13 protein-coding genes and 1 riboswitch are annotated in these 13104 nt (G+C 50.1%); of the genes, 11 read left to right on the forward strand and 2 right to left on the reverse strand.

The window, feature by feature from the left end; genetic code table 11:
• Window position 1: 1 nt before the first annotated feature.
• Together NV381_RS13900 and NV381_RS13905 are read right to left on the reverse strand one after the other, a co-directional pair.
• Window positions 2–1210: an MFS transporter gene (locus NV381_RS13900; protein ID WP_258213893.1), complete on the reverse strand. Its 1209-nt coding sequence runs from the start codon at window positions 1208–1210 to the stop codon at window positions 2–4.
• 176 nt (window positions 1211–1386) lie between these two features.
• Window positions 1387–2556 carry a serine hydrolase domain-containing protein gene (locus tag NV381_RS13905; RefSeq protein WP_258214056.1) on the reverse strand — a complete coding sequence of 390 codons (1170 nt, stop codon included), beginning with the start codon at window positions 2554–2556 and terminating at the stop codon, window positions 1387–1389.
• Between the two features lie 178 nt (window positions 2557–2734).
• Between NV381_RS13905 and NV381_RS13910 the strand changes: the two genes are divergently transcribed.
• The 11 genes from NV381_RS13910 (at window position 2735) to glyA (ending at window position 13079) form a co-directional block, all read left to right on the forward strand.
• Window positions 2735–3193, forward strand: coding sequence for an Lrp/AsnC family transcriptional regulator (locus NV381_RS13910; protein WP_258213894.1), 459 nt, complete (start codon window positions 2735–2737; stop codon window positions 3191–3193).
• 225 nt (window positions 3194–3418) lie between these two features.
• A complete protein-coding gene (ychF, locus tag NV381_RS13915) occupies window positions 3419–4519 on the forward strand; it encodes a redox-regulated ATPase YchF (RefSeq protein ID WP_258213895.1) in 1101 nt (366 codons plus the stop codon).
• Between the two features lie 183 nt (window positions 4520–4702).
• Window positions 4703–5776, forward strand: a complete 1074-nt coding sequence (prfA, locus tag NV381_RS13920) for a peptide chain release factor 1 (RefSeq protein ID WP_258213896.1) — start codon at window positions 4703–4705, stop codon at window positions 5774–5776.
• 4 nt (window positions 5777–5780) lie between these two features.
• On the forward strand, window positions 5781–6707 hold the full coding sequence (gene prmC, locus NV381_RS13925) for a peptide chain release factor N(5)-glutamine methyltransferase (protein ID WP_258213897.1): 927 nt from the start codon (window positions 5781–5783) through the stop codon (window positions 6705–6707).
• Between the two features lie 124 nt (window positions 6708–6831).
• Window positions 6832–7632 (forward strand): stage II sporulation protein R, encoded by an 801-nt coding sequence (gene spoIIR / locus NV381_RS13930; RefSeq protein ID WP_258213898.1) that lies wholly within the window; start codon window positions 6832–6834, stop codon window positions 7630–7632.
• A gap of 58 nt (window positions 7633–7690) precedes the next feature.
• Window positions 7691–8767, forward strand: coding sequence for an L-threonylcarbamoyladenylate synthase (locus tag NV381_RS13935; RefSeq protein WP_258213899.1), 1077 nt, complete (start codon window positions 7691–7693; stop codon window positions 8765–8767).
• A 137-nt stretch (window positions 8768–8904) separates the two neighbouring features.
• Complete coding sequence (locus NV381_RS13940) at window positions 8905–9468, forward strand: manganese efflux pump MntP family protein (RefSeq protein WP_258213900.1); 564 nt, start codon at window positions 8905–8907, stop codon at window positions 9466–9468.
• Between the two features lie 181 nt (window positions 9469–9649).
• Window positions 9650–10222, forward strand: coding sequence for a low molecular weight protein arginine phosphatase (locus NV381_RS13945; RefSeq protein WP_258213901.1), 573 nt, complete (start codon window positions 9650–9652; stop codon window positions 10220–10222).
• 205 nt (window positions 10223–10427) lie between these two features.
• Window positions 10428–10508: riboswitch (ZMP/ZTP riboswitch) on the forward strand.
• Between the two features lie 98 nt (window positions 10509–10606).
• Window positions 10607–11065 (forward strand): ribose 5-phosphate isomerase B, encoded by a 459-nt coding sequence (gene rpiB, locus NV381_RS13950; RefSeq protein WP_258213902.1) that lies wholly within the window; start codon window positions 10607–10609, stop codon window positions 11063–11065.
• Window positions 11066–11125: 60 nt separating this feature from the next.
• Window positions 11126–11746, forward strand: a complete 621-nt coding sequence (locus tag NV381_RS13955; RefSeq protein WP_258214057.1) for a TIGR01440 family protein — start codon at window positions 11126–11128, stop codon at window positions 11744–11746.
• 85 nt (window positions 11747–11831) lie between these two features.
• Window positions 11832–13079 (forward strand): serine hydroxymethyltransferase, encoded by a 1248-nt coding sequence (gene glyA / locus NV381_RS13960; protein WP_258213903.1) that lies wholly within the window; start codon window positions 11832–11834, stop codon window positions 13077–13079.
• Window positions 13080–13104 lie beyond the last annotated feature (25 nt).

Consider the following 13104-nt stretch of genomic DNA (forward strand, 5'->3'; position numbering starts at 1 on the left):
CTCAGCGCCTCTTTGAAGGAAATCCGTGTTCTCTAGAGCGCCACGCTACTAGTAGCGCAAGGATCAGTAGAATAAACAATGCCCACGGGAAGGAGCTGACACCAAGTGTTTCGATAAGAATACCGCCTATCACACCGCCACCGCCGATGGCTAGGTTCCATGCCGTCACCAGCATCGACTGGGCCACATTTGCACTTTCGCCAGCAGCTTCAGCAACTGCTGTTTGTAGTAGAGTTGCCGCACCCCCGAACGTCAATCCCCACACAACAACCACTAGGTAGATTACGACGGGCTGGCTGCTACTTATGCCTAGCACGACGGACACCAAGGCAAAAGCAGTGAGGCTAATTATAACCAATGGCCGCAGTTTGCGGTCGATCAACACACCAATAACCCAGATGCCAACAAGCGCTGTAATACCGAAAACAAGCAGTACTAAGTCAACGTGCTTGATAAGCCCAGCCTGTTCAAGATACGGTGCAATATAGGTATAAAGGATATTATGGGCTAGCACCCAGGCCAGAACTACAAATAGTACGGGCCGTACCCCCGGAATAACAAAGACCTTATAGAGAGGGAGCTGCTTATCGGCGGCCTCTCCTGGATAGTCCGGTAGCTTACAAAGCACCCAAGCAACCAGCATCAGAGCCAACAGCGACATGATTCCAAAGACAGAGCGCCAGCCCACAAGGGCACCGAGAAATGTTCCAGCAGGGACACCGAGTGCAAGGGCGAGAGGCGTCCCGACCATCGCCACCGCCATAGCTCGTCCCTTGAGCGACTCCGGCACCATGCGCCGGGCATAGCCTGCTATCATGCCCCATAATATACCAGCGGATACACCCGCGAAGAATCGAGCTGCCAGCGTCAGTGTATAGCTGGAAGAAAGAGTGGTGATGGTGTTGAATACTAGAAAGCCAAGGATGCACACTAGTAGCAGTGGTCGCCGCCGCCATCCGCGCGTAGCGGTCGTTAAGGGAAACGCGGCCAATAGTGAGCCAAGGGCGTACAAGGTAACGAGTTGACCCGCTAGAGCTTCCGAAACTCCAAGCCCTTCACCTATCTGGAGTAGCAAACCGGCGGGAATCGTTTCGGTAAGGATACAGATAAAACCTGTCATTGCAAGGGCGAGTAATCCAGCCCATGGGAGACGATCGGAAGAGAGGGTGCTGGAGACACTTTTTGTGGCAGAAGTTGTGTTAAGACTCATTTCAGAAGTACCTCTCTTTTATTAATTGTAGATTATATGATCTACTGCCAAAGCGATTAATGACTAACAGAATTAAGTTAGGTTTTGTTATAGATTCTAATAACTACTCCTACAGTATCGTGTTACACAAGAGCCTTCGTCGGTTCGTGCCGAACCAAGGCTCTCGTGTTCGTTCACTATTTCTTGATTCTGTCATAAACGGCTTCACAAAGGTCAATAGTAAACTGGCCTGACATGCCTTCCAGTGCAGTATTGGTGAACGCAACAACGCTAAGCCGCTGCTTAGGATCGACGAACCATGAATGACCATAGGTACCGCCCATGCGCCATGTACCCGGGGATTCCGGAGTTTCCGCGACGACAGGATCCTTGAGCAGCGTAATCCCTAAGCCGAAGCTTCGGCCTGGCCAAAAAGCCATCGGCAGATCACCGATCTGGTTGGTAGTCATTTCGCGAACCAGAGACTCCGGGAGCAGGGGAGCACCGCCCTTGCGTAATGTTTCCAGCAGATTCAAAAAGTCTCCTGCGCTACCAACCATGCCGGCTCCCCCAGAAGGATAGGCTGAGCCGTCAAGTGCCCGGCCAGGGGCCAGCCGGAAGCCCGCCGTGCCCTCCACAAAGGCAATGCTGTCGGGATCATGCATAGGCCGTGGCTCTAGAACATCATTAGCGTAGGCCGTGGCTAGTCGCTCTGGATCGACTGCAATAAAACCGGTGTCGCTCATGCCAAGCGGCTTTGTCACCAGCGAATGTATAGCCTCGCTGAGCGATGTTTCTGTGACCTTTGCAATTACTGCTCCCAACACATCTGTCGCAATGGAATATTTCCACTCGGTGCCTGGCGTATAGAGGAGCGGAACAGAGGCAATACGACGCAGGTTCTCTTCTAAAGTAATCCCGGGTTGATCCATGCCATCCGATACCCCGGCTTGTTGATAGGAACCGTTCTTTTCTTGAAAGAAGCGGTAAGTCAGACCCGCGGTGTGCGTCATCAGATGACGAATCGTCAATGTCGCGAACTCACCGTTCTGCAAACGTGGCCGAAATTCTGGAAGCCAACGATCAACACGGTCGTCCAACTGTAAACGACCTTGCGCAACTAGTACTAGGGCGGCCGTTGAAACGATAGGTTTGGTAACCGAAGCAAGCCTGAATAAGGCATCTTCTCGCATGGGCCGGTTCATCTCGCGGTCTGCAAGACCGGCAGCTCGGCTATAAACCAATACCCCATCTATTGCCACTTTAATGACAGCGCCAACCAGTCGCTTGTCTGCAAGCGTTCGATTGATTACTTCATCGATGCGATCTGGTAAACACTCTGGATTCATTTTGTTTGTATATAACATACCCAACAGTCTTCATCCTTTCGGAATAGTTAAAGTTTTTTTCACTTTACTATTGTAAGTTTATTATATAAAATTAGTTATATCGATTACATAAGGTAATTAAGTTAAATTGGCCATGTAACGATTGATTACAAGCTAGTTTATAGACAATACCTTAAATTTAAAGGAGTCGATTTCAATGGACCATGTTGATAAGCAAATCCTTTTCCATCTACAAAGCCAAGCGAGAATTTCAATGACAGAACTGGGGAAATGTGTTGGTTTATCACAACCCGCAGTAACGGAAAGAGTTAGGCGTATGGAGGAAAAAGGGGTCATCAGCGAGTATCGCACCATCATTTCTCCCGAAAAAATTGGAAAAAACGCTGCTGCTTACATGCTGTTTCATTCAAGGGATTGTAACGCATTCCTAGAATTCTGCCGCTCAACTCCCGATGTGGTCGAATGTTACCGTATTAGTGGAGAACATAATTACTTATTAAAAGTAATGACCGAATCCACACGAGCCCTTGAGGAGTTCGGAAATCAATGTGATAAATACGGGACCTACACGATTCTGATCGTAATGTCATCGCCAATCGATCATAAATTTCTTATACCTTCACTTGAAGAAGCAAATTTAAATATGCTGAATTAGATAGATGTAGTAAAAGCAATATAAAAAATGGCGCACCCAGTCAGTCTACAACTTTATTTACTTTTAACACTTGGGATAAGATAGCCGCGTGCGTTAGTTGGTTTTTTGCATAACCTATAGTAAATGTTGTGAAAAACAGACGGGAAGGTGACAACGGGCCTGTTTTTGCGATATAATACCTATTTAGGGATATTGAATAATGATTACTAAGGAGTTGTCCTATAAATGGCTTTAAAAGCGGGGATCGTGGGTTTGCCGAACGTGGGAAAATCCACTTTATTTAATGCAATTACGCAAGCGGGCGCCGAATCGGCGAACTACCCTTTTTGCACGATAGATCCGAATGTGGGCGTAGTAGAGGTGCCGGACGAGCGGCTTGTTAAGCTGACTGAGCTTGTGGTTCCAAAAAGTGTGGTGCCTACCGCATTTGAATTCATTGATATCGCCGGTATAGTTAAGGGCGCCAGCAAGGGAGAAGGACTTGGCAACAAGTTTCTTGCGCATATTAGAGAAGTAGACGCTATCGTGCATGTTGTGCGTTGCTTTCAAGACGAGAATATTACGCATGTATCCGGTACGGTCAACCCCATTAGTGATATCGAGACGATTAATCTGGAGCTTATTTTGGCTGATGTGGAGTCAGTTGAGAAGCGGATTGACCGTTCCCGTAAAAATATGAAGGGCGGCGACAAAAAGTACGCGGCGGAAGTCGAATGCCTGGAACGTGTGAAGGATGCTTTGTACAACGATAAGCCTGCACGCAGCGTTGATTTGAGCGAAGATGAGAAGCTCTTGATTCGCGATCTGCATTTGTTGACGATGAAGCCGATGCTGTATGCAGCCAACGTTAGCGAAGAAGAAGTAGCATCCGCTGAAGACAATCCTTTTGTGTTAAAAGTGCGCGAGTACGCGGCGCTGGAAGGTGCGGAAGTAGTTCCGATCAGTGCGAAGGTGGAGTCGGAGATTGCCGAGCTGGAAGGCGAAGACAAAGCAATGTTCCTTGAGGAGCTGGGCCTACAGGAATCCGGCTTGAATCGTTTGATTAAAGCGGCCTATAAGCTGCTAGGGCTTTACACTTATTTTACTGCAGGCGTACAGGAAGTTCGCGCATGGACGATTCGCATGGGTACGAAAGCCCCGCAAGCCGCGGGAGTTATTCATACAGATTTTGAACGTGGTTTTATCCGTGCGGAAGTGGTTGCCTATGAGGACTTGGTCAATGCCGGTTCAATGAATGCGGCGAAGGAAAAAGGCCAGGTTCGTTTGGAAGGTAAAGAATACGTTGTAAAAGATGGCGATGTCATGCATTTCCGATTCAACGTATAGCGTTGCTTTCGGATGAAAATAGATCTGCAAGTTAGAGCGGACGAATTCATAATCAGTCGGTTAAAAGCGTAGGGCGGAGTTGCCCCGGCAGGGGTTAGCACGTTTCCTGCGGGTGGCATCTCGGCCCTTCTCGGCGAGATGAGCATTACCGAATACAAATTTCAGTACAAGGGGTGAATTATTGTGTTAGACAGATTACAATCACTGGCGGACCGCTATGAAAAATTAAGCGAGCTACTTTGCGATCCCGATGTTACAAGCGATACGAAAAAGCTGCGGGAATATTCCAAGGAGCAATCGGACTTGCAGGAATCCTATGAAGCTTACACGGAATATAAGAGCGTTGTGGAGCAGCATGATGCCGCTCGAGCTATGCAGAATGAGAAGCTGGATGACGAAATGCGTGAGCTTGTGAAAATGGAGCTTGATGAGCTTTCGCAGCGCAAGGAGGAGCTGGAGGCGCGCATTAATATTTTGATGCTGCCGAAGGATCCGAATGATGACAAGAACGTAATCGTGGAAATTCGTGGAGCAGCTGGCGGAGATGAAGCGGCGTTGTTCGCCTCCGACCTTTACCGTATGTATACCAAATATGCTGACGTACAAGGCTGGCGGACCGAAATCATGGATGTTAACATGAATGATTTGGGCGGATTTAAAGAGATTATTTTTATGGTTAACGGAAAAGGCGCATACAGCAAGCTGAAATACGAAAGCGGCGCGCATCGCGTGCAACGGATTCCTACAACGGAATCGGGCGGCAGAATCCATACCTCAACTTCAACGGTGGCCGTTATGCCGGAGATGGAAGAATTCGATATCGAAATTCACGATAGCGACATTCGAGTGGATACGTTTTGTTCCAGCGGTGCTGGCGGACAGTCCGTTAATACGACCAAATCAGCGGTTCGTGTAACGCATGTACCGACGGGCATTGTTGCTACGTGTCAGGATGGCAAATCGCAGAACTCCAATAAAGACAAGGCACTGCAGGTGCTTCGGGCGCGGATTTTTGACAAGTTCCAGCAGGAGGAAATGTCCAAATATGCTGGTGACCGGAAAAGCAAGGTCGGTACCGGTGACCGCAGTGAACGAATTCGGACTTACAACTTCCCGCAAAGCCGGGTAACAGATCACCGTATTGGGTTGACGCTGCATCGACTTGATGCTGTTCTGAACGGCGATATGGGAGAGATTGTTTCCGCATTGACGATTGCCGCGCAATCGGATTTGATGGATAAAGGAGATCAAGAATAAACCGATGACCGCTGAACAGCAGTTGACGATACGTGAAGCCTATGTTGAGGCTTCTTCTTTTTTGCAGGGGCATCAAGTGCAGGAGGCGGCTAACTGCGCGGATTTGCTTTTACAGCATGTGCTTGGTTTTACGCGCAGCGAGCTGCTTTTACGTTGGCAAGAAATGTTCCCCGTAGAACAATTGGAGCTGTGGCAGCAGCTGTTGAAGCGTAAGGCAGCAGGGGAACCGGTACAATATATTATCGGGGAGCAGGAGTTTTATGGGCTCCCTTTTACGGTGAATCCTGCGGTGCTGATCCCGCGGCCAGAGACGGAGCTGCTGGTGGAGCAGGTGGTGCTGCTCGGGAAACGGCTGTGGCCGGAACTGGCAGAGAGCGGAGCAGATCAGGAGCGGGAGGCAGGAGCGGGCCCGCTGATCGCGGACATCGGCGCAGGAAGCGGGGCGATCGCAGTGAGCCTCGCCGTGCAATGCCCGCAATGGCGCATCATGAGCTCCGACATCTCGCCGGCTGCGCTGGCGGTAGCTGGAGCGAATGCGGAGCGCCACGGTGTTAGCGAGCGGGTCGACTTCACAGAAGGAGACTTGCTCGTGCCTTATATCGAGCGCGGCCTGCGGCTCGATGCAGTGGTGTCTAATCCGCCGTATATTCCGGAGGCGGATGAAGAGGGGCTGCAGCCTGAGGTGCGGCTGTATGAGCCTCGCACCGCGCTGTATGGCGGGGCGGATGGGCTTGTGCTGTACCGGCGGTTAGCTGCACAGCTCAAAGAGCTGCCGGCGATGCCGGCGCTGGTCGGGCTTGAGGTGGGGCTTGGCCAAGCTCAGGCGGTAGCGAAGCTGCTCAGTGATGCCGCCGAATGGGATCAAATCCGGATTATACCGGATTTGGCTGGTATAGAACGGCATGTTATTGCTGTTCGTTATACCCGATAAGTAAGCAATCTATTAACTTAGTAACCTTTAAATTTAATAGATTGCTAGGTTTAAACTCTCTCGCATAGGACCATACTAGGACTATGATATCGATTAGCAGCGATGCGGGAGAGGCGGCTTGGCTATGGTAAAACGGACTTCATGGAAACGTTATGTTTATATTGTTTTTGCACTTATTCTATTAATTACTTGCTGGGAAGCGAATCGTGAGCAAGGGGTAGTTTTGGCATCGGGGGTAAACCAAGCTTCAGAAGGCTCTGGCGAAGTTATTCCACAGCAATCGATTAGACTGCGTATTTTGGCCAATTCCGACTCGCCTGCCGACCAATGGATCAAGCGCGAGGTGCGCGATGCTATTGTTGAACAGATGAACGAATGGGTTGATGAGCCTCAAGGTATTGAGGAAGCACGTGTGATAGTACGCAACCATTTGTCGGAGTTAAACGAATTGGTAGGGAAAACGCTGCGCCAGAATGGGTTTTCCTATTCTTATGAGGCGGAGCTCGGAGTAGTTCCTTTTCCGGCCAAAATGTATGGAAATCAAATATACCCGGCTGGCGATTATGAAGCACTTCGTGTATCCATTGGGACGGCGGAAGGGCAAAATTGGTGGTGCGTGTTGTTCCCCCCGCTGTGCTTTGTGAATTCGGAAGCGATTGTTAAGAAAACGAATGCTGCAGACGCTGAGCTCAATGCTTCTGTTAATAAAGAAAATAGTTCATCACAGGATAAAAAGATGCAAACGGGCAAGGGAAATAAAACAGAAGCAGCAGATGGCGCAATAGATAAAAAAGCAACGGCCAAAGTAAGCGTAAAAGACGGTCATGCACAAGCTGCTAATGGAATCCAAACGTCAGCTGAGCAGCCGGAAGTCCGATTCTTTCTTTGGGACATGTTGAAAAAGTTAGGTTCTTTATTCGCCTAATGCGCCTAATTATGAGGGTTCATAAAGTCTATTTCATGACAAGGATGGGGCTTTGAAGATGACAGTGAATTGGAAGGTTTCGGCAGTTTCGCCGCAGCCAGCGGAATTAGCAGAGGCGGCGAGGGTACTTCGCGAAGGCGGTGTTGTTGCTTTCCCTACTGAAACCGTCTATGGACTGGGTGCGGATGCACGGCAAACTGACGCGGTAATGAAGATTTTTTCAGCTAAAGGAAGACCATCGGATAATCCGTTAATTGTACATATAGCCAATCGGTCTCAAATCGAAGAGCTGGCCGCTCCTCCCGATGAGGCCGTTTCGCGTTTGTTGGACGCCTTCTGGCCCGGGCCCTTGACTGTAGTGCTGCCAGTCTTGCCCGGCGCACTTTCCCAGGTGGTGACCGCGGGGCTTAGCACAGTCGGGCTGCGCATGCCCGACCATCCCGTGGCGCTGCAGCTCCTTGCCGCTGCAGGCTGTCCCGTAGCCGCCCCGAGCGCCAATCGCTCGGGTAGACCGAGCCCAACACTTGCTGCGCATGTGTTGGAGGATCTGGGCGGCCGCATCGACGGCATCGTCGATGGAGGGCCGACAGGCGTCGGGCTCGAGTCGACGGTCGTGGAGTACATCCCTGCAGCCGCTGGCAGCGGAGGCGGAGGCGTACTCCACGTCCTGCGGCCCGGGGGCGTCACGGCAGCCCAGCTGCGCCGGGTGCTGCCTGAAGCAGAGGTGCGCGAGGCCTCCGCGCACCATGAACCCGCCCAGGCGCCGCGTGCGCCGGGCATGAAGTACACGCATTACGCGCCGCGCGGCGTAATGACCCTCGTTCAGGGCGATGCCTCTGAACGGGTGCTCGCTCGCTTGCAGCGCGAGCTCGATGAAGCCCACGCGCGCGGCGAACGCACAGGCGTGCTCACGTATCGCGAGCACGCTGATGCGCTGCGCGCGGACCATGTCGTCGCCTGCGGCAGCCTTGGCGACCTGGAAAGCGTGGCGCACGAGCTGTACGCCGCGCTGCGTGGTTTCGATGAAGCTGGCGTTGGCTTCATCGTTGCCGAAGCATGCCCCGAAACAGGGCTCGGGGCCGCTATTATGAACCGGCTTCGCAAAGCAGCCGGTGACCGTGTCATTCATGTATAAGCTGATTTTTGCCGAAGAAAAGCCGTTATAATTGGCTTGTGTTCTGCATGCACTCATTTTCCGAACGCCATCTCAGGTATGTTTACCTCCTTGTCCGCATATGTTGATTAGGAATGGGACAGGGGGTAGAGGGGAAGATGGAGTGGGCATCGCCGTTGATGATAGGCCAACTGATTACTCTGTTGATAATGGCTGTCGCCTTGGGGCTGGACGCGCTATCGCTCGGAATTGGGATCGGGATGAGGGGAATCCGCAAGCTGCATATCATAAAGCTTAGCCTCCTGATTGCGTTGTTTCATATGGTCATGCCTTTGGTGGGTATGCTTACTGGGGGCTATGTAGGTTTGCTTCTGGGAGGAGTAGCTACGAAGGCCGGTGGTATTCTTCTCGTGCTTCTTGGTGTACATATGGTGTACAGCTCTTTAAAAGGTGAACATGCAATCTCCATAGATCACAAAACGACGTGGGGAATGGTCTTATTTGCTCTCAGCGTTAGCATTGACTCGTTTTCCGTCGGAGTATCTCTCGGCATGTTTGCAGGGGATATGATTTTGACCGTAATATTGTTTGGTGCGGTTGGCGGGTTAATGTCTATATTCGGATTGATGTTGGGCCGCAAGGTAGGACATTGGGTAGGTGAATACGGCGAGGCTATGGGTGGTGTGATCCTGCTGGCATTTGGAATCAACTTTCTGCTATAGGGGCTGTTCAAAATTGAATTTTGACTACGAACTGCCGCCTCAATCTGCAACACTCTTGAACAAGCAGTCTAAGAAGATCTCACATAAAAATTGCTGAGGATTCCATAAAACAATTCATTTGAGGTACAATAAGGGTGAGGCTCATGGCAGCCCATCTTGATGAAGAAGGCAGGGATTTCCGATGAATCGAATTTTGTTCGTTTGTACCGGCAACACCTGCCGTAGTCCGATGGCGGAAGGAATACTGCGCCGAATGTTGGAAGAACACGGTTTGCAGCATATAGAGGTCCGTTCGGCGGGAGTGGCGGCCTATGATGGGTCACCCGTATCCGGGAATGCGGCAGCCATTTTGAAGGAAAAAGGCTTTAACGAATCGTTGACTTCTTCCTCCTTAAAGGGAGCGCTGCTCGATTGGGCCGATGTGGTGCTTACAATGACATCCGGTCATAAGCAGCATGCTATTCAGCGGTTTCCTCAGTTCGTCGATAAAATTTACACGTTAAAAGAATTCGTAGATGACTCGGAAGCGGCAGACCGGCTTGTCGAGCTGGAGAGTCTGGTTGCAGAGCTTGAAGTGAAGCGGGCATTGTCTCAGCCAGTGACTGAGGAAGAGCGTGCAAGGTTACAGCTGTTGGAGCGTGGGCTTCCCGATTATGATATTGCGGACCCTTTTGGCGGCTCGGTGATGCTGTATCGGCAGTGTGCCGAAGAGATTGAGGGCTGTTTGGTCAAGCTGATTCGTAAGTTAAGCTAAGCTTCTTGTTTAAGGTGAATGGCGATTTGCATTATTTCATGATTTTATCGATCTTTCCGGGCTACGAAAGTTTAGTTGCAGGCCCCTATGGGGGTTAGTATGTAACAACATGACTGGATGAGTTTCGGCGTATTTACCGGTCGTTTCACGGATATTTTGGGCTTTACAGAGAAAGTTATTTCCGCTATGATATAGCTTATATAGAGGGACCCGATGTAACTGGCGACGAGTGGGATTAACCACAGTGGAGCATCGGGACATACGGCCGGTCGCCTGGGCAAAGAGCATTGTTGTGCTGTACATAGCACGCAGTATGCTCTTTTTTCGTTTTTCCGACAGATTTCGGTTATAATGAAATCAACAACAATCAGGAGGCGAATTGCTTTGAAAATTGCAATTGGAGCAGATCACGCAGGAGTTCGTTTAAAAGATGAGTTGATTGGATTTATTGAGTCATTGGGTCATCAAGTGTCGGATCTTGGCTGTAATTGTACAGATTCCGTTGATTATCCGGACTATGCGATCGCTGTATGCGATCAGGTTGTATCCGGTGCAGCAGACAAAGGATTTCTTATTTGCGGAACCGGCATTGGGATGACGATTGCTGCCAATAAAGTGCCGGGTATTCGCTGTGCGTTGGTGCATGATTTATTCTCCGCAAAAGCGACCAGAGAGCATAACGATACGAATGTGTTGGCCATGGGGGAACGTGTGGTTGGACCCGGCGTTGCACAGGAAATCGTGAAAATATGGCTGGAAACGGAGTTCTCTAATGGAGAGCGTCACCGTAACCGCATTGGCAAGGTAAAAGCGTTGGAAGATAAATATGCGATTCATCCGTAATCGGTCAGCCCGATGAAAGAGGTGGAGTCAATGAGCCAGACAGATCAATCAGCCGGCACTATGGATCAGGCAATTGGATTGGATTTGAGCCAAATCCGGCCTTTGGCTGAGCAAGTACTGCGTGAGCTAGCTCACGTCGGAAAGCTTGAAGCGGGGCAGCTTGTTGTTATTGGGACAAGCACAAGTGAGGTGTTGGGTCATCATATTGGCACCTCCGGTACGGAAGAGGTGGCTTCGCACCTGTTCGCCGCTGTTGAGGCCGTGCGAGCCGAGTTCGGATTTTACCCCGCTTTTCAATGCTGCGAGCATCTGAATCGGGCATTGGTTGTGGAGCGGGAAGCGATGCGAGAGTACCGGTTGGAGCAGGTATCTGTTGTTCCGGTACCACGGGCAGGGGGATCAATGGCATCCTATGCCTATAAAAACCTTCAACAGGCTTGCGTGGTGGAGTCGATACAGGCGCATGCAGGAGTGGATATCGGTGGGACTCTGATCGGTATGCATCTGAAGCCTGTAGCCGTTCCAGTACGTCCTTCCATCCGTATGATTGGCCATGCTGCTGTACAGATGGCTTATACAAGACCGAAACTAATCGGCGGAGCTCGGGCTGTCTACACGGCGGTTGCTGAAGATTCGAAGGCCCATTCGGGCAGTGCTACGAATATCGATACTTGCAGCTGACTCTTGCAGTTGAATATCTGGATCCGAGTAACGTACTTATACAATTCAAATATAATCAAGTTTACATCCTAAGGAGGAATTTATTGTGGAACAATTACGTAAGCAGGATCCTAAAATCGTTGAGGCTATGAATTTGGAGATTGGTCGTCAACGGGACAAAATTGAATTAATCGCTTCCGAAAACTTCGTGAGTGAAGCTGTATTGCAAGCAATGGGTACGGTATTAACTAATAAATATGCCGAAGGCTATCCAGGAAAGCGTTACTATGGCGGTTGTGAGCATGTTGATATCGTTGAAGATATTGCTCGTGACCGTGCCAAAGAATTGTTCGGTGCTGAGCACGCGAACGTACAGCCCCATTCAGGCGCGCAAGCGAACATGGCGGTATATTTGGCAGCTTTGCAGCCTGGCGATACGGTTCTAGGTATGAACCTTGCGCATGGCGGTCACTTAACCCACGGAAGCCCAGTGAATGCATCCGGTATCTTGTATAACTTTGTTGCATATGGCGTTAGAGAAAGCGATGCTCATATCGATTATAATGAAGTTCGCAAATTGGCATTCAAGCATAAGCCTCGTATGATCGTGGCAGGCGCGAGCGCATACCCTCGTACTATCGATTTTGAAGCTTTGGCTTCCATCGCTAATGATGTAGGCGCCTTGTTGTTTGTTGATATGGCCCATATTGCCGGTCTTGTTGCAGCAGGCTTGCACCCGAACCCGGTTCCATACGCACATTTTGTAACAACTACTACACACAAAACGCTTCGCGGTCCTCGCGGCGGTATGATCCTTTGCCGCAAGCCGTGGGCAGCTGCTATTGATAAAGCTGTGTTCCCGGGTACTCAAGGCGGTCCTTTGATGCATGTTATTGCAGCCAAAGCGGTTTCCTTCGGTGAAGCTTTGCAGCCGGAATTCAAAACGTATGCACAAAATGTTGTAAATAACGCTAAAACTTTGTCCGAGGCTTTGACAGCAGAAGGCATTGACCTGGTATCCGGCGGTACTGACAACCATTTAATGCTGATTGACCTTCGCAACTTGAACATCAGTGGAAAAGACGCTGAGCATCTGTTGGATGAAGTAGGTGTTACCGTGAACAAAAACGCTATTCCTTTTGATCCAGCTAAGCCAATGATTACAAGCGGCATTCGTATTGGTACGCCTGCTGCAACTTCCCGTGGCATGGATCAAGAAGCGATGAAAGTCATTGCCAAAATCATCGCGTTGACATTAAAGAACCCATCCGATGAAGCTGTACATGAAAAAGTACGCGGCATGGTTAAGGATTTGACAGCTCAATTCCCGCTGTATCCTGGTTTGAGTTATTAATTGACGTTGTAATAAATAGGGCCGG

This window comes from Paenibacillus radicis (ex Xue et al. 2023), assembly GCF_024722015.1.
Lineage (GTDB): Bacteria > Bacillota > Bacilli > Paenibacillales > NBRC-103111 > Paenibacillus_S.